This is a genomic window from Senimuribacter intestinalis (assembly GCF_943192965.1).
Classification (GTDB): Bacteria; Bacillota; Clostridia; order Peptostreptococcales; family Anaerovoracaceae; genus Senimuribacter; species Senimuribacter intestinalis.
In genome coordinates, this window is the sequence record NZ_CALPCF010000004.1 from 162,012 (window position 1) to 185,937 (window position 23,926).

A 23,926-nucleotide genomic window follows, 5' to 3' on the forward strand; every position below is an offset into this window, starting at 1 on the left:
AATCAAAGAAAAAAAGAGGCTCTGTCTTAATGGTTATTCCCATCAGGACAGAGCTTTGCCTTTTATTCATTACAGTCCCAGCTGTGAAAGCAATGCCGCCTTCGGCAACGCGCCGACGGTTTTGGCTGTAACCTCGCCATTTTCGAATTTTGCGCAGGTTGGAATGGTCATGACGCCATATTGGATTGCGAGAGGCTGTTCCTCTTCAATGTTAAGCTTGCAGACCTTGTATTTGCCTGCTGCTTCTTCATCCAGTTCCTCAATAATAGGCATCAAGTTAATGCAATGACCGCACCAAGGTGCCCAAAAATCTACGACAACAGGAATATCGGATTCTAAAACTTCCCTTTGAAAATTATCTTTTGTTAAGTTAATCATATTCATCTCTCCTCTTCTTTTCTGTTATTTTCCCTTTCGATCAGTTCGGCAAGGGCTTCTCTAATAGTATCTTCTACTTGGTGGCTAATATTCGCAAGGGCGTGTCTGTCCATGGAGGCAGTATCAATTGCCGGCATGATTTTTATGTCGATGACAGCACCATTTGTGATTATGCCGCGGTCTTCAAAGAGGTGGCGGGTGCCATTTAAGGCAACTGGTACGACAGGGACTTTAGCCTTAGTTGCCAGCTTAAAACTGCCGGGTTTGAAGCTGCCCATTTCTGCTGACTGGCTTCGGGTGCCCTCCGGAAAAATTACAAGCGAAAAGCCTTCTTTCAAGGTCTGCACACCAGCCTGTATGGATTTCAAGGCTTCTCTGGCATCACCCCGTTTGATAAAAACGCCGCGAATGGCTTTGATCCATTTTCCGAAGTATGGCATTTTTTCAAGGCTGTCCTTTGCAATAAAGCCGACCTGTTTACCGTCCATCATCTTTAAAATCGCTATAATATCTGCATACCCCTGATGATTAGAAATAAACACACAGGCACCAGTTTTTGGAATATTTTCTTGCCCTTCTATGTGAAATGTAATGTCGAAGAGTTCCTCAAGACGCTGAATCCAAAGGGCAACGCCTTCCCCGATAATAGCTTTTTCTTTTTCTACATCGCCGGCATTCTTTGCCGCTTCGATTTTCCCTAAATAATTGTTGAACACGCTGACAGAACGGAATAACTTGTATCCTTTCGGTATATTTCTAAGTAATTTCAATTCCTGACCCTCCTCCGATGCAAATTTTTTGTTACTTTCATCATACCACATAAAGGGGTAGAATATCTATAGAAAAGGTAAGGTTTTCTTTGAGAAAGGAAGCAAAGAAAAACTGCAATCCCCATACAGGAATTTCTGATGTCATTTGGTCATATTAGACCATTGCAAATAGTGACAATATGTGATAATATATAGTTAACAAATATTGAAAAGCGGACTGCAATAGGCAGTGCGTTTTTTCTTTCATCTTCGCATGAGCAAAAGAAAGGGGGATGCCTGTGAATCGCAAGGAAATTTATACTTACAGTAAAAATTTGATAGAAATACCGTATGGAGCGAGAGAAGGCAGCCCTGAGTCCGAAGGCTGCAACTAGGTGCAAGCACTGTATAGAGGAGTATGCTGAAACTTTTATGTAATAGGAGGACTTAAAAATGAAAAAGATAAATATAAAGGAACTTTGTATTGATATTGCTGTAGATATTGTTGGAGGAATTTTAATTGCACTCAGTGCATACAACTTCGCTTCGGCGGCGGCATTTCCTATGGTGGGACTGAACGGAATTGGTCTGATTTTTTACCACCTCTTTGGGCTGCCTATTGGAGCCGTATCTTTAGTGCTGAATATACCTATCACACTGCTATGTTATAAGCTTCTCGGAAAGGCTTTTCTGCTGCGTTCTTTAAGGACGATTATTATTACTTCGTTTATCATGGACGTAGTAGCGCCGATGTTTCCTGTTTACCATGGGGAACCGATTCTTGCCGTTATTTGCACAGCAGTACTTGCTGGTTTTGGCTATGCAATGATTTATCTGCGTGAGTCATCTACGGGAGGAACGGATTTTATTTTAATGGCAGCTAAGGTATTAAAGCCGCATCTTTCCTTTGGAAGTATTTCTTTCATGATGGAGGCTGTTATCATAATTCTGGGCGCCGTAACCGTATCAGGCAGCGTAGACGGGCTGATTTACGGTATGCTGATCAGTTATATTATGGCTGCAGTAATAGACAGGGTAATGTATGGTATTTCTGCCGGAAAAATGACGCTCATCGTTACCGACTGTGCGAGAGAAATAGCGCAACGCATTGATGAAGTTGCCGGCAGAGGCGCAACGCTGATAAAGGCAGAAGGGAGTTTTTCTGAGGAGGAAAAAAATGTGGTGATGTGTGCATGTAGCACGAAACAAATGGTCGGAATTAGGAAGATGGCAAAGGAGATAGACCCTGAAGCGTTTATTATCATTATGGAATCTAATGAAGTGGTTGGCGCAGGGTTTAAGGAAAGCTGATAAAGAGCGGAAGAAACAATAAAACCAGTGGAAATATCTACGAAAAAGGAGTATAATATAAACAAATCGCAAAAGATATGGTAGGAGGTATTTTATATGAAACTGATAAATATTGACTATATTCCGGGACAGGAGTTTGATGTGCTGGGCTTGGTAAAAGGTAATGTAGTACAGTCCAAGAATCTGGGAAAGGATATCGGGGCAGGTTTTAAGACACTGGTTGGCGGTGAGCTGAAGGGCTACACAGAAATGCTGCAGGAAGCCAGACAGATTGCTACCAAGAGAATGGTAGACGAAGCCGAAAGCCTGGGTGCAGACGCAGTAATCGGTATGAGATTTGCGTCTTCTGCAATTATGCAGGGCGCTGCTGAGGTCATCGCTTATGGAACAGCAGTAAAGTTCAAATAAAGAGGATTGTTAGATGAATTCGGAATCTAAGAAACAGATTCGAGCAGTTATCATAGGCGGAGCATTGTTATGCTTCGCCTATGTTGCATATCAAATTTCTGTTGCCGAGGTGCTATCCTTTGATACGGCTATCAGAGAATGGGTGTATGCTGGCAGAAATCCAGGGCTAAACCGAGTTCTTATTACTATAACCTATCTGGGAAACTGGCAGACGGTCAGTCTTATGGGAATTTTCTTGCTTATGGTAAAATCTACACGAATGAATATGGGAATTCCCTTTGCGGTAATTTCTCTTTCTTCTACTGTCGTCTATAAAGCGGCAAAGGAGATTTTCCAAAGACCGAGACCGGATTTTGCGGTGCGTCTCATTGAAGAGGGAGGCTATTCCTTCCCCAGCGGGCATTCCATGAATGGATTGGTATGCTATGGGATTTTAATTTATCTCATTCGAAGGTACTGCAAAAATAGAAAGCTGGCAAACGTTTTGACGGGGCTGCTCGGTTTTCTGATTATTGCAATCGGCTGCAGCAGAGTTTATGTAGGCGTGCACTATCCCACAGATATTATCGGAGGATGGTCTCTGGGCGCAGCTTATTTATGTATCGCTATTATTATTTTAGAAAAAGTGCGGGGACAAAAGGATGATTTATAACACGATTACCGAAACCATCGGAAAAACACCGCTTATGCGGCTTCACAAGATAGAAAACAGCCAGCAGACAAATGCGGCAATCTATGGAAAATTAGAAGCCTTTAATCCAGCAGGCAGTATCAAAGATCGGGCGGCGATGAGTATGATTGCCGATGCTGAGGAGAAGGGACTGCTGGCACCGGGCGGCACTATCATTGAGCCGACCAGTGGAAATACAGGAATTGGTCTTGCTGCTATTGCGGCGGCGAAGAGCTACCGAGCAATTTTCGTTCTGCCTGAGACGATGAGTCTGGAGCGGAGAAAACTCCTTGCCGCCTACGGTGCAGAGGTTGTGCTGACAGAAGGCGCAAAGGGCATGCAGGGCGCTGTCGATAAAGCGGAGAAACTGCATCAGGAAATTCAGGGAAGTATCATAGCAGGGCAGTTTGTCAATCCGGCAAATGCTAAAGCCCATGTTGATACCACAGGTCCGGAAATTTGGGAAGAGCTGGACGGTAAGGTGGATATTTTCGTAGCTGGCGTGGGCACGGGCGGCACCATTACCGGCTGCGGAACATTTTTGAAGGAAAAAAATCCGGAGGTAAAGATAGTCGCGGTGGAGCCGAAGCATTCGCCGCTGCTTTCGGAAGGCAAAACCGGCAGTCATAATCTGCAGGGGATTGGCGCAAATTTTGTGCCTGATGTGCTGGATAGGAGCATCATTGATGAAATTATTCCTGTTCTGGAAGATGACGCTTATGACCTTGCAAGACGCCTTGCAAAAGAAGAGGGATATCTGGCAGGAATCACTTCCGGCGCAGCGCTTTGGGCGGCGGTGCAGCTTTCTAAAAGAGCGGAAAATTGTGGGAAGAACATTGTCGTGATTCTGCCGGATTCCGGAGAAAGATATTTATCAACTGTTCTTTTTGATGCGTAAAGTCCGACAGAGGATAAAGGAGTTCCTATGGCTGTTACAATCAAAGACTTGCTGAATTTAGAAATCATGCAGAATTTTAAAATCGTGGCAGGCGAAAAGGGTTTAAATAGAGCCGTTACGGCGACGGAAATTTTGGATTTTGAATTTATGCAGGAGGGAGAAGAGTACAGAGCCAACAGTTTTGAAGGCAACAGTTTGGTGCTTTCCAGTCTGCTTTTTGCCAAAGATGATCCGGCGCTGGTGCTTGTGACTATAAAAAAACTGATTTCGCAGAATGTGCAGGTACTTGCCTATAAACCGGTATTTTTCAAAGAGCTTCCTGCAGAAGCACTGGCCTATGCTGATGAGCGTAATTTTCCCATTTTAGAATTTTCGCATGACGAATATTTTGAAGATATTATTTTTAGCGTAAAAAATCTGGTGGAACGAGATGATATCGTTTTGCAGGCGGAAGCCCTTTTTTCTGATATGCTGCTGCGGGAATTTTCTGCGGAAGAAGCAGAGTGTGCCCAGGAGAAAATGAGCTCACAGCTGAGACCTGTCAGGCTGGTTCTTTGCGTGAAGATAAAGGAAATCGCAGGGACGCAGATTTCAGATATGATCAAACGAGCAAAGCCTGATCAGAAATTGCGCAGCAAGACCTTTATTGGGAAATTGGGGAATCGATTCTTTGTAATACTTTCTCAGGATGAGGAGAATCCGTCCAGATTTAAAGCCCAGTTTGATGATGTGCTAATCGCATATGGTCTGATTGGCAGGGAAATGACTGTGGGAGTCAGTGCGGTTGTGCCAACAGGCGAAAATATTGATAAAGCAGTGCGACAGGCTTTCTGGACAGAAAAAATTGCAGAAATTGAAAAAGTTCCTGTTAAGTATTATGAAAAAACGGGTATATACAGATTAATTATTCCTGGCATGCATACCAAATCAATGGCAGCATATATGGAAGATTATCTGGCGCCGCTTTTTGAAGAAGAAGATAAGGATGGAGAATTGTTTCGTACGGCAGTCGAATATATTCTAGCAAAAGGTGACACAATAGAGACAGCAGAAAGGCTGTATTGTCACAAGAATACCATCCGGTACAGAATCGGAAAACTTCAGGAAAAACTGGATTCTGAAAGTAATGAAAAGGAGTTCTATCAGAATCTGGCAGCAGCCATCAAAATTTATTTATTAATCAATCAAGATTAAAGGAGGACGATGTTATGAAAAAGTATGTATGTGGAGCATGTGGATATGAGTATGATCCTGCAGTAGGTGATCCGGACAATGGAATCGAGCCGGGTACTGCATTTGAAGATATTCCAGAAGATTGGGTGTGTCCTTTGTGCGGACTTGGCAAAGATGTGTTTGAGGAAAAAGCGGAATAAGGGAAAAGGTGAACGCAGTGAGTGCAATGTTTAAACTCAGTTATGGACTCTTCGTCCTAACTGCAAAAGAAGGAGACAAAGACAATGGCTGTATCATCAATACGGCAATGCAGGTGACTGATTCACCGAAACAGCTGTCTATCTGCGTCAATAAAGCAAATTATACCTGTGGTATGATTGAAAGAACTGGCGTATTTAATATATCTATTCTCAGCGAGGCGGCGAAATTTGAAGTGTTTAAGCATTTTGGATTTAGCAGCGGAAAGGATACGGATAAGTGCAGCGGTTATGCTGACGCAGAAAGAAGCGAAAACGGTCTTTTGTATATTACCGGAGGGACGAATGCTGTGATTTCCGTTAAAGTAAACAAGACTGTAGATTTGGGCACTCATCTGATGTTTATCGGTGAAGTGACCGAAGAGAAAGTACTTTCCGATGTACCTTCAGCAACCTATCAGTATTATTTCGATCACATCAAACCAGCGCCGGACAGCAAGCCGAAAGTAAAAGGCTATGTCTGCAAGATATGCGGGTATGTATATGAAGGGGAAGAATTACCTCCAGATTATATTTGTCCGCTGTGCAAGCACGGCGCAGAGGATTTTGAACCCATCGGCTGATTAGGAAAATATTTTGATTAAAATGGGAGATTCTTACAAAAAAGTATTTGATAAGAGTCTCTTTTTTATCTATAAGACAAATAAATTTATAAAAAATTATAAAATATTACAAAGACAAGGGGACTATTTTCTGCTAGAATAGTAACATAGAGGAAAAGAACTGTTTGGGAAAAGTTTCTACCCATAAAAAGTCCTAAAAATAAAATCCTATACTTAATTAATCCTATAAAATCAAAATTTCAGAGACGATTCCCAAACGTCTTTTTTGTAGCGAGATATGAGTTTTATAAAATAGAATAGATATGGCGAGCGCAGCTATCTTTTGTACATATAAAGATAGCTGCGTTTTTTCTATGATGATGATTGCCTGCAGTTTGAAACAGAGTTCCTATCTTATCAACGGAATCAGGCGCATAGAGGATTACATAGACCGTAAAGAAATACAGTGGGGTATTGCTAAAGACGCAATACCCCCTATTATTTTTTGAACTACCAGCATACAAAAAAGCAATGGTAAAATGTAGTAAAGTATTAAAATCATGCAGTATGAAGAAAAAATTCTGAGGAGGTGCATCAATGGAATTAAAAATGAAAAGAGGCTACAAAGGATACCGTGCCTTTTCTTTTTTAGAGGAAGGTGTTGATTATCCGAAACTGGCTTGGCCGAAATGGGACTGGGCAGGAAGGAACGTTGTAGAATTGGACGACGAGCAGGAGGCAATGTATCGCGAAATTTTAGATCGGCATGTTATGATTTCTCTGCATGAGCATCCGTGTTATCATCCGGAGGATATGTCACATCCGAGTAAATTTATGGATGCATATCGCTGTGGACGGCAAATGATTGCGTATGAGGCGCTTGCGTATTCTAATCTGGACTGCGTCTTTGACAATCTGGCAGATGGAACTTGTCTGATGTCTTCTATGGCAGGTTGGAAGTGGAACGATGTAATTCATGATTTGGCGATGCATCTTGCAGACATTGCGCATCAGGACTTTCTGGTACAGTGCAAAAGAGTGCAGGATATTTACGATGCCAAGAAGGAAGGCAAGATTGCCTGGGTGCCTGTGGTAGAGGGCGCGGCACCGATTGAAAATGAAATCGACAGAATTGACGTACTTTACGGTTTGGGTGTCCGTCAGCTGGGGGTTACCTATTCTGAGGCTAATGCACTGGGATGCGGTTTAAAAGAGGAAGTAGACGGCGGTCTTACTGTCTTTGGAAAAGCCTGTGTGGAACGGATGAACAAAATCGGTATGCTCATCGACGTTTCTCACTGCGGACCGAAAATCGCCTACGACGTGGCGGCATACTCAAAAAAACCATTGATTGCAAGCCATCTTGGTGCGCAGAAAGTTTGGAACATCAAGCGAATGTTTCCAGATGAAACCATCATCGAGATTGCAAAGCACGGCGGTGTAATCGGGGTGGAGGCATCTCCGCACACGACCATGTCCTATCAGAGCATGACCCATTCTCTGGAAACGGTGATGGAGCATTTTGAGTATATTAAAGATTTAGTAGGTATTGATCATATCAGCTTCGGACCGGATACACTTTACGGGAACCATGTTGGTATGCATCATGCCTTTGACGAGCTGTTTTCTACTAAGTATGACTCAGATCCAGGTGTACCGTATGATGAGGTGCCGTATGTGGCATATCTTGAAAATCCGACAGAGGCTTCCTGGAATATTTTACGTGAGTTAATCCGCAGAGGTTACAGTGAAGAAGAGATTGCCAAAGTAATTGGCGGAAATACGCTGAGAGTTTTAGAAGAGGTATGGGTGTAAGCAGGGAACCTCAGAAAGCAGAAAGGAAATAGGTATGTATAAGTATGTGATAAAACGCCTGCTGCTTGCAATTCCAGTATTGATTGGGGCGACTTTCCTTGTCTTTGCTATTATGGACTTTGCACCGGGGGATCCGGCAAGGATCATTCTTGGAAGCGGTGCAACAGAACAGGCGCTGGCGCTGAAACGAGCGGATTATATCATGACAGAAAGCGCCCAGAATTATTGTGATATTATGCTGAAATTATTTGAGCAGACAGATTAATACTTCTGGCGCTTCTGCATGTGAGATTACAGCAGCACAGCGCCAGCTCCCCGGTCGAAGAAAATACTTTTAGCGCCGGTGTACAGCGGAATGCCATAGCAGACCCGCACGTCTTTTGGGAAAATTCCCATCCTAAGAGCGCCAGCGCCTGCTGAGTACATGACTCTATTGTCGATTCTGTGGTCCGCCGCCACGGAGACTGCAGAACCTACGGCAATGCCCAGGTCAGTGATGTTGAATGCGCAGTTGGCGCCTGCCTTTTTCATCTCTGCACAGTTTTCAAAACCGCACATCTTGCAGTCACTTAGTCCAAAGGGATTAGACACAGCGCCGATTAGAACTACACAGTGGCTATCTTCCACGTTATAGGAGTCTCTTTCGATAAATTCTTCGCCTCGCTGGGCGGCGACTTTGCGCATTTCTTCAGCAAGGGTTTGCTTTTCATCACCTGTAAGAATGAATGTGATGATTTTATCTTTTCCACTGGCTTTAGGTGCGGTCCTTGCAGCTGCAGCCATCAAATCGGCAACTTTTAGCGCAGCATCTCTTTCCGCTGCTTCCATGGCTTTTATCATAGTGAGTTCCTCCCTTGTTTTCCCATTTATGATAATATTATAGCTGACCGGACATCTTTTAACAAGGGCAACAAGGAAATTGGTACGGAAAACGCATGAAAGGCGCATGAAGCATGTCATTAGTACTTTTAAGTGTTTTTTGTAAAAAAGGTATCAAACTCTTTAAATCATGATATCTATTATATGGAAATTGAGGAAATTACTTTAATAATATGGCAAGTTTTTATGAAAATATCTGCTTAGAAAACGAAAAAGAACGAAGAATTCCATTTCTATTTCGTTTAATTTGCTCAAAACCTTTTAGTTAGTATAAAGTAACTTCTAAGTTTTGATACCTTTTTTGCAAAAAAACGGAATAGGTACTAAAATCTAATACTCGCAACTTTTTCTTCTTGCCGGCTTGTTTGCGAATCGACAAACATTTTCTTGATTTCAGCAAACAGGCTCGGTCACGTCCGCACTGACCATGGCGCGGGCAGGGTGCTGCGCCTTCTGCAGTCTGCGGTGTGTGCGTGGCAATGCTGCATGTATAACAAAGGAGCTGCATGCATCAGCAGGCAGCTCCCCTTTTACCTATGAAATTGTAATTCCACCGCCGCCCAGCAAGGTTGCAAAGTAGCCTGCAAAGATAACAGATGTGATTGTAACTGTTACAAATCCGCCGACGACCATGGATGGGAACATTTTACTCATCAGATATCCGCGTTCGTCCGGGTCATCAGTCAGTGAGTTGCAAGTGTTTTTTGTGATAATTGCATCACAAGGGAAGCCGTATAAAGCGGTAAGACCATTTGCAAAGGCAAGCTGGAAGTCCATGTGGAACAGCTTTGCAATGATGAAAGCAGCCAGCGCCATACCGGCAACACCGATTACAATCATAATCAGCATTGGAACAATCAGGGCCTTCAGCATGCTTGGCGTGCAGTCAGCAAGACCGGAGAATACGCTTAACATAGCTGCAAACATGAAGATTGTGTATGTATTTGCTCTTGTCATTGAACTGGTATCAAGGAAGCCAATTCTTGTCAAAATGACTGAAATAATCAGACACCACACAATTGTAGGAATCTGTGGAATCAGCTGTCCGACAATACTGGAAAGCCACACGCTGAGAGCCAGTTTTACGATGATGAAAACTGGAGTGTTAAATTTGTCTGGAAGTGGTGGGATTAATTTCTTAGTCCCGCTGTCATCTGCGATGGTAGTAAGACCGACAGTTTTCATTTTGTCAATTTCTTTCTGTGAAAGGTTCAAATCACCGGAACGCCACTCTTTCAGAAGCTTTCTGCCTTCTGAGTGCAGGCATAAAGCGGTGATAGGATATCCTGCGAGTCCCTGCACACTGTACATTGCGATTGCAAATACTGCGGCTTCTTTTAATCCTGCAGCTTCGGCAGCGCCCTGCATGGTCAGTGCAGCAACGATACCTCCGGTTAGAGGCGGAAGTCCTGCAATAACAAGGTTTTTGTCCATGATGATTGGACAGATGAACCAGCATAGTGCGACCATACCGACAAGACCGACCAGACAGACGACTACGGTTTTCCACTGTTCGACCAGCTGTTTTAGACTGATGACCGTACCGATGTGGGTGATGAACATGAGTACGCCAATTGTGCCAGCGAAGGAAGAAAGTCCCGAATCTTCGGATACTGTCTTAGGAATTACAGTCCAAAAACCGATTAAAAAGATGATTGCGGTTACCAGTACGGAAGGGACCCATGCACGTGTGATTGTGGATACCCATTCACCGATAACGTAGGCGATACCAACGATTACTACCGCCAAGAAAGCATTATAAAGTACCATAATAACTCCTTTCCTTTACAATTTAAATTTATTCTTTCAGAAATGCAAGTGCGCTGTTAACGATTGCCACCATTCCATATTTCATTGCATCTTCATCAAAGGTGCAGTCTGAGCGATGGAGTACGGAGACTTTCATTCCCGGTGCATGCCCTGCATTTAGAAACATAAGTACAGATGGCTTTCCGGTCTTTGTTCCGAAAAAGCTGTAGTCTTCGCTAAAGGACATAGGCTCTTTGAGGATGTAGTAATTTTCCTCACCTAGAGTGCCTGTGATTAGGTCGACGAGGTCTTCATCGTTGTAGCAGGCGTCATAGCCCAAGCTGATGTTGGCGTCTATTTTGCAGCCGGAAAGGGTTTCTATACCTTTGCAGATTTCGCGAATTTTTTCTGTTGCGATGGTGCGGGCTTCTTGGGTATAAGCGCGAAGTGCACCTTCCATGTAACAATAGTCGGCAATGATATTGATTGCCGCGCCCCCTTGAATCAGGTTCATGGACAATATGCAGGTGTCCAATGGGCTGATATTTCTCGCTTGAATCTGCTGCAACAAAAGGTTAATCTGCGTTGCGGCTAAAATTGCGTCGTTTGCATTTTGCGGTTGTGAACCGTGACTGCTTTTTCCGTGAATTTTGATTTTTACTTCGTCGGCGGAGGTTGTCACGGCGCCTTTTCTAATTCCTATCAGTCCAACGTTGTCATCGCTTGGAATGACATGGGTTGCGAAAAAAGCGTCAACATCGTCTACTGCACCTGACTCGATGATTCCAATAGCGCCGCCGGGCTGCGTTTCTTCACCTGCTTCAAAGATAACCTTTACCGTGCCAGAAAACTTATCTCTCATATCGCACAGGGTTCTTGCAATTCCTAGCATCATTGCAGTATGTAAATCATGGCCGCAGGCATGCATAGCGCCGGGGGTCAGGCTGCAAAATGAAAGACCTGTTTCTTCTAAAACCGGAAGTGCGTCCATATCACATCGCAGACCGATACATTTTCCGGGTCCTTTTTTACCTCTTATCGTGCCTACGACGGAAGACTTGCCGGCGCAGATAATTTCATCGACACCGTAGGCTGAAAGTTCTTTTTTTACCAGAGCTGAGGTTTTGGGCAGTTCAAATCCAATCTCTGGGTTTCTATGAATTTCCCGTCTTATTGTGATAACATCTTCCAGAATTTCACTGATTTTTTCTGGTATAATCAAGGCGATATCCCTCCTTCTTCAGTTTTGAATTTTAATTTAGAGATTTTTCATAATAAATTGTAATATTTTTATTGATGAAAAGGAAATTAAAGGTTATAATGGACATCATTAGTGAAAGTAATGACAGCTATATTTGTGACTTGAACTAAGGGGAGATACGACTATGGAAATTAGACAGATTTATTACGTGTTAGAGGTTGCAAAGCAGAAAAACTTCACAAAAGCCGCGCAGGCTCTGTATGTCACACAGTCCAATATTTCACAGCAAATCAGTGCACTTGAGTCTGAACTGAACACGGCCCTTTTTGTAAGGGATCATCACAATATTTATTTAACTGTAGATGGAGAGCGATTTTGCAAATATGCAAGAGGGGTTGTGGATGCTATCGATGTGCTTATGAAGGAATTCAATGGCAATGAGGAGTCAGAAAAAGCGGTAATTAATGTCGCTGTTTTTCCGTTTTCATGGACCGTTGGGGTATCTACAATCGTAAAAGATTTTTATAAATCAAGCACCAATGTTGTCGGCACCATAAGAATTTCTGATAATTACTGTGCCTATACTGACCTCAAAAAAGGGGCTTTGGACTTCGCCCTTGTCAAGCTGAGACCGGAGGATAAGGTTGACTACTTGACCTACATTCCGCTAATTGAAGAGGATTTACTGGTGATTATCAATCGGAATAATCCAATTGCGGCGCATCATGCCATTTCGGCGGAAGATCTGTCAAACTTACCGGTACTTGTAGGGGAGAAAACGACAAATCTTTACGATGATTTTCACAAGATATATGCGGATAGAAATGCTGAATTTCAGGTCGTCCTCGAAAACACATTTGATAGAGATTTGCTTATCAATATGCTTTCCAGCGGCGAGGGTATTACCTTTGCTACAGAATCCACAGCTGCACAGATTGTTAATGACAAAATCACAGCCATTCCTCTTGAAGTTCCAGTTAAATATAATACTTATCTGGTATATTTGCAGGACAAAGAACCGAGGGGAATTTACAGAGCTTTTGTAGATTACGTGGTAAATGAAACTCATAGTTTGAACGAAACGAAGAAAATTAAGATTAAAAATAACGATATTTTGTATTAGACGGGGAGAGCACTGAAAAAATACATATTTTTAAAGAAAACCCCGAAAATATGCACATCGGTCTGCATATTTTCGGGGTTTTTACGTTATATATGCACATTCTGAGCTGTAAGGCGATAGTAAAACTGCTGTTTGATAGTTTTTTATAGGAAAAAATGCATTTCAGGAGAAAAACTATCAAAAATATGCACATTTGCTCGAGGATTTGTGCATATTTTGGCTGTTTTGATGGATATATGCACAGAGGCGAACGAGCAGTAAAGTTCGCTGTTCTTTGCACTTGTGAATCGCAGGATATTTGGTATAATGTTCTTAGGTTAGCGAAGCAGAATGAATAACAGCTGAGGCTTCGGTTGCATTGAATCGTTTAATTAAGATAGATTTGATTAAAAAATTTTGACAAGGAAGAAGTTTTTTCTATCAAAAAACTTGATGTTTCACCAAAAATAAAGGAGGCACGGTATGAACAAACCAGTACTGGTTATTATGGCTGCAGGCATGGGCAGCAGGTACGGAGGACTTAAGCAGATAGATCCAATCAGCGACAGAGGAGAAATCATTTTAGATTTTTCTCTTTACGATGCCATGATGGCGGGCTTTGAGAAGGTGATTTTTATCATTAAAAAAGAAAATGAAGAAGATTTCCGCAGACTGATCGATCAGCGCGCAGGAAAATACATGAAGGTGGAGTATGCTTTTCAGGAGCTTACAGATATTCCGCAGGGGTATCAGGTTCCTGCAGAGCGTGTGAAACCGTGGGGAACTTGTCATGCGGTGCTCAGTGCACGCAAACTCATTGACGGACCTTTTGCGGTTATCAACGCAGACGATTACTACGGACCAGGTGCATTTCAGATCATCTACGACTATCTGGACCAGGCGAAGGATGACGGAAAATATCGTTACTGCATGGTTGGCTATAATCTGGAGAAAACTTTGACCGAAAACGGTCATGTAGCTCGCGGCGTCTGCAAAGTGGGTGAAAATGGACAGCTTTTGGATATCGTGGAACGTACAAAGATTATGTATCGTGACGGTGGCATTGCCTTTACAGAGGACGATGGAGTAACCTGGCAGGCTTTGGAAGAAGGAACCACCGTTTCTATGAATTTCTGGGGTTTTACAGAGTCCTTTGTCCGTGAAATGGAGGAACGTTTTCCGGCATTTTTGGATAAAGCGCTGGTCGAGAATCCTCTTAAAGGAGAATATTTCCTGCCGGGGGTTGTGGATCAGCTAATTAAAGAGGATAAGGCGACCGTAAAGGTGCTTCACTCCCATGACAAGTGGTATGGCGTCACATACAAAGAAGATAAGCAGAGCGTAGTTGATGCGCTGCAGTCCATGAAGGATAAGGGGCTGTACCCGGAAAAGCTTTGGAAATAATGCAAAAAAGACTTGCAAGGCCGCTGCTTTGCGGGTATAATAATAAGGCACGATTTTGTGCAAAATCTCTGCGTAGGCATGGGGCTTACGCCATTTAGTCCATAGGGAGGTGAAACCAATGACAAATTATGAAGTTATGTTCATTATCGATCCTACTTTAGAAGATGCTAAGAAGGAAGCTACAGTTGAGAAGGTACAGGGTATCATTGCAGCTGACGGAGAAGTTCAGAAAGTAGACACTTGGGGCATGAGAAAGCTTGCTTATCCGATTCAGAAGAAGAACGAAGGCTACTACGTTGTAATCGAATTCGCAGCAAGCACAGAATTACCTAAGGAACTTGACAGAAGACTGAGAATTTCCGACGATGTAATGAGACACATCATCATCAACAAAGACGCAAAATAAGGAATGGGGTGTAGTTAATGAATAGTGTAGTTCTAATCGGAAGACTTACCCGTGACCCGGAAGTCAGATATACTGCAAGCACACAGATGGCAGTTGCAACCTTTACCGTTGCTATTGACAGACCTGTAAGAGCAGGCGGAGAGAAGCAGACAGATTTTCCTCGCGTGACCGTTTTCGGCAAACAGGCAGAGAACTGCGAGAAGTATCTGGCAAAGGGCAGATTAGTCGGCGTTCAGGGTAGAATCCAGACCGGAAGCTATCAGAACAAGGACGGCGTCACTGTTTACACAACCGATGTTGTGGCAGACAGAGTAGAATTTTTAGAGTGGGGCGACAGACCGCAGAGCAGCGGTAATTTCGCACCGAGACAGAACGCTTCTTCAGGCTATAACAATCAGCCGGCTGCCAGCAGCATGCCGGAAGAGATGCCGGATTCATTCCAGGCAATTGATGAAGACGTTCCATTCTAAGGAAAGGAGATAAGAACCATGATGGATAGAAGACGTGGTGGCATGAGAAGAAAGAAAGTATGCCAGTTCTGCGCTGATAAGACAGAAGTAATCGATTTCAAGGATACAGAAAAACTCAAGAAGTATATCACTGAGAGAGGCAAAATCCTGCCTAAGAGAATCACTGGAACTTGCGCTGTACATCAGAGAGAAGTTACCACTGCAATCAAAAGAGCAAGAATCGTTGCATTACTGCCTTACGTTGCAGACTAATTTAAAAAGAACCATACAGGAGCCGACCAGGCTCCTGTTTCTTTATATTAGAAAGCCTGTTAAAGACAAGTAAGATTGCATGACGCCAATTTGAAAGATTTTTTTTGAGAATTTTGCATAGGGGCAACGCAAAAATAAAGAAAAAAAGCGGCGAAGTTGGCGTTGGTAGAATCGAAGGAGCTACTACAGTTTTATTGTGAATCCTCTTGACAACAGACAGGTGGGTGCTTTAATATGTTAATGTAATAAATGACAAGAGGTGTATTTAAGATGAAAATTTTGAAGAAATCCAAAGAGAGAACCGCAGAAGATAACCGGGCTTTACGAGATGGTGTAACTGCGATTATAGATGATGTATGCCAGCGCGGTGATACGGCGCTTCATGAATATAACGAGAAATTTGATGACTGCCATAGACAGATGCTGCGAATCAGCAGAGAGGAAATTGAAGAGGCTTATGAACAGATAACAGAGCAGGAACTCTCAGATCTTCGCATGGCAAAGTCTAATATAGAAAAATTTGCAGCGGCACAGAGAGGAACTGTGACAGAATTAGAGAATTTCAGTCCACAGCCGGGGATTTATCTGGGGCACAGAATTATTCCCGTTACATCCTGCTGCTGTTATGTGCCAGGCGGTGGCTATCCTCTTTACTCCACTGCGCTGATGTTGATTACACCTGCAAAAGTGGCAGGCGTGAAGCGGGTTGCAGCATGTTCACCGACAGTAAAAGGTACTTCGAGGATTCACTACAAAACGCTGGTTGCTATGGATCTTGCAGGCGCAGATGAAATTTATGCAGTAGGCGGGGCGCAGGCTGTTTCTGCGTTCTCATACGGTACAGAAGAAATCAAACCGGTGGACATGATTGTAGGACCAGGCAATCGCTATGTAACAGAAGCAAAGCGCCAGTGTTACGGACAGATTGGAATTGACTTTGTAGCAGGACCTAGTGAAGTTCTTGTCATTGCAGATGCGAAAGCAGATAGCAAGACTATCGCTGCCGATCTTTTGGCACAGGCGGAGCATGATCCCAATGCTAAGGGTATTCTGGTAACCACCGATGAAGCCTTTGGCAAACAGGTCATCGAAGATGTAGAGGCAGAACTGAAAATCCTTTCTACTTCAGGCATTGCAAAAAAATCCTGGGACGACTACGGTGAAGTTGTAGTTGTAGATACATTGGCGGAAGCCGTGGCGATATCCAATGATTATGCGCCGGAACACTTAGAGGTCAATATTGAAAATCCGAATGAGATTATAGAGGATTTGTATAATTATGGCTCCTTATTTATCGGTGGCAATACAGCGGAGGTCTTTGGTGACTATGCGTCGGGAACCAATCATACTCTGCCGACAGTAAAAGCAGCACGTTATACTGGCGGCGTCTGGGTAGGTACTTTCCTAAAAACTTGTACGCACCAGAGCATGAGTCTCGAAGCGTCGAAGAAAATTGCGCCGCTAGTTGCTAGAATGGCATATGGAGAAGGGCTGGAAGGTCATGCAAAGGCAGCAGAGGCAAGAGCATAGAAAATATAAAACGCTGAGAGAGTACGGCTCATCTCAGCGTTTTGCTTTAGTTATTTATCGTGTTAATTAAATTACGATATTTTGGCTTCTCCGTTTGGGGGATATCCAAGCAGTCCATGACCTGTTCAAGGTCTAAGTGAAGATTTTTAATTAGAGATTGGATATTGGAGAGTGTGGTCTGTTCCAAGGTTTTTTTAGTGACTTCTTTAGTGACTTCTTTAGTGACCTCTTTAGTGACTTCTTCGGTCACTTCCCTGGTCACCCTCTCCGTGGTTTCTTTTGTGGCTTTCTCTGCGGCAATCTCCGCAGCTTCTTCTGCTCTAATCTCTATGAATTCCTCCATGGTTATGCTCCGCCATGCCATCTTCTCCACCTCCGCGCTATGAGCTCTTAAAAAATTCACTAAGATGTTTTCCTTGAGGCAGCGTTCTACGGCAGCGCCTACTGCTTCTTTTCTGTCCTTTCCTGCAGAAAGCCCTTCTTTCACATACCTAACGAACATTCCATATTCTCTCAGCTTAGTACTTTTCTGCAATACAGGATTTTTCTCCGCTTCCTCTTCTTCTCCTTCATTGTACACCACTTTGATGACTTTTACTACTAATTCTACGGAATTTTCCTTTGGCTCTCCCATGAAGCTGGATGATAATCTCAGTTCGTCCACGTCCCATGGCTCGCTTCCCGTGTAGATGACGAAAAACCGTGGTGTCGGGATTTTTACCTGACCCTGTCTGAAAAACGCTCTACTGTCTAGTAGTATTGCGATGTTATTCGCCAAATAGCGGAGCATACGGAGTGGAATATTAGCAGATATAGTACTCTGCTGTTCTCCAAATACCAGATATGCAACTGCAATCTCATAGCTAAGGTCATTTTTAATGCCGTGATAAATGACGTCATCTAAGGTCAAAAACCTCACTTCGGTGTCGGGACCATAGTCAGTTCCCTCCAGTGCATTAAAAAGTTCGATGGCATTTTCTTTTTCTGAAAACAGCATGCGAAAGATACTGTCTTGATAAGTTCTCTTAGGTTCGGCTGCTGTCAACAGCTTATTCTCTGTCATTTACTTCCTCCGTTCTATATTAATGGGATATTATTACTGTATTTCTATTATATTCCAAAAATCAATCAGTGGCAAGAAGAAATTCCTTTATAAGGATAAAATGTTAATATATGGATAATAAATATTTCCTTTTTAAAGTTAAAATTAAAATTTCTTTCTTTTCTAAAAACTTTTGGGAAATCTATTGTCTTTGCTTTATACAAAGATTAGAATGTAGGTAAATATTTATAATGCGTCGAGGAGATTAAGAGAAAGTACGCGGGAAAGGAAAACATATGGGAAAATTTGTTTATTCATTCAGTGAAGGATCCAAGGACATGAGAAGTCTTTTGGGCGGTAAAGGCGCAAATCTGGCGGAAATGACCAGGATTGGGCTGCCAGTTCCCTACGGGTTTACGGTGACGACTGAAGCCTGCACGCGGTACTATGAAGAAAATCAGATGATTGGCGAAGATATCATCGAAGAAATTTATGAGAAACTGGCGGAACTGGAAGCAGTCACTGAGAAAAAGTTCGGTGACAAAGAGAATCCGCTGCTGGTTTCCGTTCGCTCTGGCTCTGTTTTCTCCATGCCCGGCATGATGGATACGATCCTGAATCTGGGTCTCAACGACGAAACTGTGGAAAGTCTGGCAAAGCTGACAGAAAACGATCGTTTTGCTTATGACAGCTATCGCCGTTTTATTCAGATGTTCGGCGACGTCGTGCTGGAAATTCCAAAGAGCGAGTTCGATTTTATCTTTGATGGACAGAAAGAAAAAGTAGGCGCAGCCTTTGACGTAGATTTAACCACTGACGATTTGAAGGAAATTATCGTTGGCTATAAAGCGCTGGTTAAAAAAGCTGTGGGCAGAGATTTTCCGCAGGAGCCAAAAGATCAGCTGATGGAGGCAATCAAGGCAGTATTCCGTTCCTGGAACAACGATAGAGCGATTCTTTACAGAAAGCTCAACAGAATTTCCGATAAGCTGGGCACTGCAGTCAACGTGCAGTCCATGGTATTTGGCAACATGGGAGACACCTCCGGTACAGGTGTAGCCTTCACCAGAGATCCGGCAACCGGAAACAATCAGCTTTACGGAGAATTTCTTGTGAATGCTCAGGGCGAAGATGTGGTTGCAGGAATCCGCACCCCGAAACCAATTGCAGAAATGGCTGAGGCATTCCCTGAAGTATATAAAGATTTTGAACGTATCGCAGAGATACTGGAAAAACACTATAAAGACATGCAGGATATGGAGTTTACTGTAGAAAGAGGTAAGCTATTTATGCTGCAGACCAGAGCGGCAAAGAGAACGGCGGTTTCTGCAATCAAGGTGGCGGTTGATATGGTGGATGAAGGGCTGATTGCCAAAGAGACAGCCGTAGAGCGCATTGACCCCGCGCAGATTGATCAATTGCTGCATCCGACCTTTGACACAAAGGCTGAAAAAACGGCAGAAGTACTGGCAAAGGGTCTTCCTGCTTCACCTGGCGCAGCGACGGGAAAAATTTATTTCACAGCCTCTGACGCAGAGGCAGCTGTAGAGTCCGGTGAAAAAGCCATTCTTGTTAGACAGGAAACTTCTCCGGAAGATCTTGCTGGTATGGTTGCGGCAGAGGGAATTTTGACTGCCAGAGGCGGTATGACCAGCCATGCGGCAGTTGTAGCCAGAGGCATGGGCAAATGCTGTGTTGCAGGCTGCTCTGAAATTATCGTAGATGAATCGGGTAAAGCTTTGACAATCGGAGATGATCGTTTGGAGGAAGGCGACTATATTTCTCTAAACGGATCTACTGGTACTGTATATAGAGGGCAGATTGCAACTGTTCAGCCAGAACTTTCCGGAGATTTTGGAATGATTATGAGTTGGGCAGATGAAATCCGCAAGTTAAAGGTTCGCACCAATGCGGACAATCCGAAAGATGCAGCGCAAGCATTGGCGTTTGGCGCAGAGGGAATTGGTCTTTGCAGAACGGAGCATATGTTCTTTGAAGAAGAAAGAATTCCGGCAATTCGTCAAATGATTTTGGCGGAGACCGAAGAAGAAAGAAGAGCCGCTTTGGCAAAACTGCTGCCGTTCCAGAAGTCTGATTTTAAGGGCATGTATGAAGTGATGGAGGATAAGCCGGTTACCATTCGTCTATTAGATCCGCCGCTTCATGAATTCTTGCCGCAGACCGAGGAAGACACCAGAGAACTGGCAGCTCATACCGGCATTCCGTATGAAAAGCTGGCGCAGGCAGCCAGTGAGCTTCACGAGTTCAACCCAATGCTGGGACATCGCGGCTGCAGACTTGCAGTGACCTATCCGGAAATCGCAGAAATGCAGACTCGTGCTATTATGGAAGCAGCCATTGAAGTTTCTGCGGAGAAAGGCGTAGATATCGTACCTGAAATCATGATTCCGCTGGTAGGAAGCAAGGCAGAAATCGCTGATGTAAAAGCGACTGTTGTAAAGACTGCTGACGCTTGCAGAGAAGAAGCAGGCGGCCAGATGAAGTATCACATCGGCACGATGATTGAGGTGCCTAGAGCTGCTTTGACAGCAGATGAGATTGCGGAAGAAGCAGAATTTTTCTCCTTTGGAACTAACGATCTGACCCAAATGACTTTCGGTTTCTCCCGTGATGATACAGGAAAGCTGATTAAAGAATACGTGGATAAAGGGATTCTGCCTGATGACCCGTTCCAGACCATTGATCAGGATGGTGTAGGTTTGCTGGTGCAGATGGCAGTGGAAAAAGGAAGGCAGACCCGCCCGAATATTAAATTGGGTATTTGCGGTGAACACGGCGGAGATCCGAGAAGTATTGAGTTCTGCCACAGAACAGGACTTGACTACGTTTCCTGCTCCCCTTACCGCGTGCCGATTGCAAGAATTGCGGCAGCGCAGGCAGCAATTAAAGATGTTGAAAAATAAATATGAATTGGTAATAGGCAAGAGTCCTGAAGAACAGAATCTTTAGGGCTCTTATTTTATCATTGTGCACTGGCTTGGTGTTTAACCTATAGACAATTTTTCCTTAAAATATGTATAAGAGCTTCCCCGATTCTTAACCGAGATTATAGAAAACGCTATAAAAATGTATAAGAGTGTTGTCAGTGAAACGGATTATCTCGAAATTGCGGGCGAAAAACTTGCGTTATATGCAATAATTTCCCCAAATTTTTGGCGTATATGGCGCGGTTCATAGGAAATTTGAGTGTGAGAGATGATGGACTTATACATTTTTAGAAAGAATTTGCTGTTTGGGTTAAGATTTCATTTTTGATTCAACCAACAACTCTAGCTTTAGCAGTTTTGTTACTCCATAGCCGGCAGTGATTCCTGCGACATACAGAATAATATCAAAGGTGTCAAAGAATCCTCGCGCAGTAAGTGCTTGTAAAAGCTCCAACGCAAAAGACAGGAAGATGGCGCTGCAAATCATGAGTGGGAATTTTATTTTCCTAAAGAAATAGCCCATAGGAACAAAGCAAAGAAAATTTAATAGACTTTGCAGTTTCATTTCCGGCTCGCCCAATGCCGCAAAAGAGTCTGCTGGATTCCAAATATATTCGGCATGGAGTGCGGAGCGACCGAAAAGGGTGATAAAAAGAAGTACAGCGTAAAGGGCTATTAACGAAAAATATAAATATCTCGGTATTTTGTGATAAAGCACGATGTAACCTAATGCTGAAAAACATGCGATACAGAAGAAAAGTGAAAACCACATGGCAGGAAAATACAGTGGATTGCCGGTTGATACAAATCGAGTAAGAAGTTCACAGAATAGGTAGTAGTGCATAAGATAACCGGGAACGATACTGACTATGGCAATGGTTGGAAGTTTTTTAAGGTTCATAAAAAAGCCTTTCTTTCCTAAAAAATATGATATCAATATTTTAATATATATTGGATGGAACGTACAGAAAAAAGTCAAAAAGGAGGCAGCTTCAAGAGCAGCCTCCAACTTTCACCAGCACAATCTTACTTACTGTTTGGTAAGGGGTATAAGCATTTTTCACCGAGTATTTAATTTGATATTCACCTTCGCAGTCGAAAATCCATGCTGCGGCTTCTTCGGCAGTCACTGGTTGGAAATCAGCATCAGAAGGACCTTTAATTGCAATTTTCAGCTTTGATGTCACATCTTTACCGTTATGAACAGCGCTGATTCCGGTGATAAGATCGGTCGATATGCGGGGCTGTACGGCTAAAGGTGTATTGCAACTGCCGTCTGTACCGACAAGAGCAGCGTTAAACGCCGGCGGCAGCGTCAACTGTGGGTCATTGTTGACTGCCCCTTTTTTAGAAGTGATTGTAATGACCTTTTTCGCCGCTTTATAAGGGGCGTATTTATTTTTGACGATGTATTTTACCGAGTATTTGCCGGTCTTTGCAAACCGGTAATTCTTTGCGTCCCGGTAGGAATAGATCTTGTATTTCTTTGCGCCGGGCGCTTTGATGTAGACCTTCATGGCACTGGTGCGGATGGCGGAAGCCTGCTTTGCGGTGACACCTTTTACAGCGTTTTTATCGCCCCAAGTGACGGTCCTGCTCTTTGCGCCGGAGATGACGGGCGCTTTTAAATTGTCCACGACTTTGATTTTCACGGTGGTGCTGGCGCTTTTTCCGTAAGGAGCAGTGACGGTGTAGGTGATCTTATAAGTTCCCAATTTGTTTGTGGAAAAAGTATCGCTGACATATTTTCCTTTCTTGGAAGAGTAACGCTCCACCTTGGAAACCTTGATGAAACCCTTTAAGTTCATAAAGGTATTCGGATCCTCCGCATAGACGTAGCTTTTCGGGTCATAATTTTTCTTGCCGTATTGCACCGTCAGAGGTTTTTTTGAAGAAACTCTGATGGTTGGCGCGTCTATAATATAGTACGGATTGGCGGGGTCCGGGTCTGTAGGATCCCAGTATTTATAGCGACCGGTGTAAACCTTAATGGGTGCAGGCTTTCCCAGCGGACCCGGGTTATCACTGCGATAAATGGTCACCTTGGTGCCGATTTTGCAGGTGTAATAAATCCACTTGGCGTCGACGACGGAAAGGCGTACGCAGCCGTGGGATGCGGACTGCCCCAGCATGTTGAACTGGCTGGTGACCTGCGAAGCCTTGTCAAAGCGTTCTGTATAGTAAACGGAGTGGAATAGAATGTCATCGGTGATGTGGGTGCAGTACTGTCCATACACATCGTTCATCAGTTCACCCCAGTTCCATCTCCCCTGCGTGTAAAAAGTCCCTTTGGGCGTAGTGCCGCCAAGACCGGTAGAACAGAGCATGGCGCGAATCGGCTTCCATTTGCCGTCAATTTTTTTGTAAGCCGTTATAACGTTTTGCTGTTCGTTGACTTTGAGCCAGTATTTGCCTGTATAGGTGCTAGCGTGAGCATCTGAGACTGTAAAGCATAGCACTGCCATGGTAAAAAGCACGGCGAGCAAAATACCAATTCCCTTTTTTTCTCTAATCATATTTTGCCTCCCAATTTAATCAGTGACTATAGTATAGCACGTTTTTTTCTGTATAAATATGAAATTTTCTAAAGAATTTCCCAAGAATTCTTCTTTTTTTTCTGAACGGAAGGGAAAAGGACAGTAGTACTTTTTTTTATGCCTGATTTTTCAACGGAAATAAAGAATCAAGATTCTGAATTTAATAAATATACATAGTAAAGGGATACAACTTTAAAGGAATAAC

24 protein-coding genes are annotated in these 23,926 nt (G+C 43.4%); 16 read left to right on the forward strand and 8 right to left on the reverse strand.

Features of this window, described 5'->3' with window-relative positions:
• Positions 1 to 69 precede the first annotated feature (69 nt).
• Together trxA and NFR88_RS05595 are read right to left on the reverse strand one after the other, a co-directional pair.
• Positions 70 to 378 (reverse strand): thioredoxin, encoded by a 309-nt coding sequence (gene trxA, locus NFR88_RS05590; RefSeq protein ID WP_307726232.1) that lies wholly within the window; start codon positions 376 to 378, stop codon positions 70 to 72.
• A gap of 2 nt (positions 379 to 380) precedes the next feature.
• Entirely contained in the window at positions 381 to 1,148 is a 768-nt protein-coding gene (locus NFR88_RS05595; protein ID WP_161908816.1) for a lysophospholipid acyltransferase family protein, read from the reverse strand.
• Positions 1,149 to 1,580: 432 nt separating this feature from the next.
• On the opposite strand from NFR88_RS05595, the gene NFR88_RS05600 reads away from it, so the two are divergent.
• The 9 genes from NFR88_RS05600 to NFR88_RS05640 all read left to right on the forward strand — a co-directional run bounded on the left by NFR88_RS05600 (position 1,581) and on the right by NFR88_RS05640 (position 8,466).
• Entirely contained in the window at positions 1,581 to 2,438 is an 858-nt protein-coding gene (locus tag NFR88_RS05600) for a YitT family protein (RefSeq protein ID WP_251614105.1), read from the forward strand.
• A gap of 96 nt (positions 2,439 to 2,534) precedes the next feature.
• On the forward strand, positions 2,535 to 2,846 hold the full coding sequence (locus NFR88_RS05605) for a YbjQ family protein (protein WP_160201046.1): 312 nt from the start codon (positions 2,535 to 2,537) through the stop codon (positions 2,844 to 2,846).
• Positions 2,847 to 2,859: 13 nt separating this feature from the next.
• Positions 2,860 to 3,498 (forward strand): phosphatase PAP2 family protein, encoded by a 639-nt coding sequence (locus NFR88_RS05610; RefSeq protein ID WP_251614108.1) that lies wholly within the window; start codon positions 2,860 to 2,862, stop codon positions 3,496 to 3,498.
• On the forward strand, positions 3,488 to 4,414 hold the full coding sequence (cysK, locus tag NFR88_RS05615; protein ID WP_251614113.1) for a cysteine synthase A: 927 nt from the start codon (positions 3,488 to 3,490) through the stop codon (positions 4,412 to 4,414). Before NFR88_RS05610 ends, cysK begins: the two co-directional genes overlap by 11 nt.
• A 27-nt stretch (positions 4,415 to 4,441) precedes the next feature.
• Positions 4,442 to 5,608, forward strand: coding sequence for a PucR family transcriptional regulator (locus NFR88_RS05620; protein ID WP_160201049.1), 1,167 nt, complete (start codon positions 4,442 to 4,444; stop codon positions 5,606 to 5,608).
• A 14-nt stretch (positions 5,609 to 5,622) separates the two neighbouring features.
• Complete coding sequence (gene rd, locus NFR88_RS05625; RefSeq protein WP_160201050.1) at positions 5,623 to 5,787, forward strand: rubredoxin; 165 nt, start codon at positions 5,623 to 5,625, stop codon at positions 5,785 to 5,787.
• A gap of 26 nt (positions 5,788 to 5,813) precedes the next feature.
• Positions 5,814 to 6,407, forward strand: a complete 594-nt coding sequence (locus NFR88_RS05630; protein WP_161908822.1) for a flavin reductase — start codon at positions 5,814 to 5,816, stop codon at positions 6,405 to 6,407.
• Between the two features lie 576 nt (positions 6,408 to 6,983).
• On the forward strand, positions 6,984 to 8,201 hold the full coding sequence (locus tag NFR88_RS05635; RefSeq protein ID WP_251614116.1) for a dipeptidase: 1,218 nt from the start codon (positions 6,984 to 6,986) through the stop codon (positions 8,199 to 8,201).
• Positions 8,202 to 8,235: 34 nt separating this feature from the next.
• On the forward strand, positions 8,236 to 8,466 hold the full coding sequence (locus tag NFR88_RS05640; RefSeq protein ID WP_275557416.1) for a hypothetical protein: 231 nt from the start codon (positions 8,236 to 8,238) through the stop codon (positions 8,464 to 8,466).
• 26 nt (positions 8,467 to 8,492) lie between these two features.
• On the opposite strand, the gene NFR88_RS05645 is transcribed toward NFR88_RS05640, so the two are convergent.
• The 3 genes from NFR88_RS05645 to NFR88_RS05655 form a co-directional block, all read right to left on the reverse strand.
• A complete protein-coding gene (locus tag NFR88_RS05645) occupies positions 8,493 to 9,041 on the reverse strand; it encodes a ferredoxin domain-containing protein (protein WP_161908823.1) in 549 nt (182 codons plus the stop codon).
• 573 nt (positions 9,042 to 9,614) lie between these two features.
• Complete coding sequence (locus NFR88_RS05650) at positions 9,615 to 10,850, reverse strand: hypothetical protein (protein WP_251614120.1); 1,236 nt, start codon at positions 10,848 to 10,850, stop codon at positions 9,615 to 9,617.
• Positions 10,851 to 10,878: 28 nt separating this feature from the next.
• Entirely contained in the window at positions 10,879 to 12,051 is a 1,173-nt protein-coding gene (locus NFR88_RS05655; protein ID WP_251614123.1) for a M20 metallopeptidase family protein, read from the reverse strand.
• Positions 12,052 to 12,214: 163 nt separating this feature from the next.
• Between NFR88_RS05655 and NFR88_RS05660 the strand changes: the two genes are divergently transcribed.
• From NFR88_RS05660 to hisD, 6 genes are all read left to right on the forward strand, one after another.
• Complete coding sequence (locus NFR88_RS05660) at positions 12,215 to 13,153, forward strand: LysR family transcriptional regulator (protein ID WP_160201055.1); 939 nt, start codon at positions 12,215 to 12,217, stop codon at positions 13,151 to 13,153.
• Positions 13,154 to 13,615: 462 nt separating this feature from the next.
• Positions 13,616 to 14,536, forward strand: a complete 921-nt coding sequence (locus tag NFR88_RS05665) for a sugar phosphate nucleotidyltransferase (protein WP_251614126.1) — start codon at positions 13,616 to 13,618, stop codon at positions 14,534 to 14,536.
• Positions 14,537 to 14,654: 118 nt separating this feature from the next.
• A complete protein-coding gene (gene rpsF / locus NFR88_RS05670) occupies positions 14,655 to 14,942 on the forward strand; it encodes a 30S ribosomal protein S6 (RefSeq protein ID WP_161908826.1) in 288 nt (95 codons plus the stop codon).
• A gap of 17 nt (positions 14,943 to 14,959) precedes the next feature.
• Positions 14,960 to 15,412, forward strand: coding sequence for a single-stranded DNA-binding protein (locus NFR88_RS05675; protein WP_160201058.1), 453 nt, complete (start codon positions 14,960 to 14,962; stop codon positions 15,410 to 15,412).
• A gap of 18 nt (positions 15,413 to 15,430) precedes the next feature.
• Complete coding sequence (rpsR, locus tag NFR88_RS05680; RefSeq protein ID WP_160201059.1) at positions 15,431 to 15,664, forward strand: 30S ribosomal protein S18; 234 nt, start codon at positions 15,431 to 15,433, stop codon at positions 15,662 to 15,664.
• Between the two features lie 270 nt (positions 15,665 to 15,934).
• Positions 15,935 to 17,194, forward strand: a complete 1,260-nt coding sequence (hisD, locus tag NFR88_RS05685) for a histidinol dehydrogenase (protein WP_251614129.1) — start codon at positions 15,935 to 15,937, stop codon at positions 17,192 to 17,194.
• A gap of 46 nt (positions 17,195 to 17,240) precedes the next feature.
• Here hisD and NFR88_RS05690 read toward each other — a convergent pair whose 3' ends face one another.
• Positions 17,241 to 18,257 carry a hypothetical protein gene (locus NFR88_RS05690; RefSeq protein WP_251614132.1) on the reverse strand — a complete coding sequence of 339 codons (1,017 nt, stop codon included), beginning with the start codon at positions 18,255 to 18,257 and terminating at the stop codon, positions 17,241 to 17,243.
• Positions 18,258 to 18,532: 275 nt separating this feature from the next.
• Here NFR88_RS05690 and ppdK point away from each other — a divergent pair, with 275 nt between their 5' ends.
• A complete protein-coding gene (gene ppdK, locus NFR88_RS05695) occupies positions 18,533 to 21,160 on the forward strand; it encodes a pyruvate, phosphate dikinase (protein ID WP_251614135.1) in 2,628 nt (875 codons plus the stop codon).
• A 334-nt stretch (positions 21,161 to 21,494) separates the two neighbouring features.
• Here ppdK and NFR88_RS05700 read toward each other — a convergent pair whose 3' ends face one another.
• Together NFR88_RS05700 and NFR88_RS05705 are read right to left on the reverse strand one after the other, a co-directional pair.
• On the reverse strand, positions 21,495 to 22,085 hold the full coding sequence (locus NFR88_RS05700) for a VanZ family protein (RefSeq protein WP_161908830.1): 591 nt from the start codon (positions 22,083 to 22,085) through the stop codon (positions 21,495 to 21,497).
• A gap of 91 nt (positions 22,086 to 22,176) precedes the next feature.
• Positions 22,177 to 23,700, reverse strand: coding sequence for a L,D-transpeptidase (locus tag NFR88_RS05705; RefSeq protein ID WP_251614138.1), 1,524 nt, complete (start codon positions 23,698 to 23,700; stop codon positions 22,177 to 22,179).
• Positions 23,701 to 23,926: the final 226 nt, after the last annotated feature.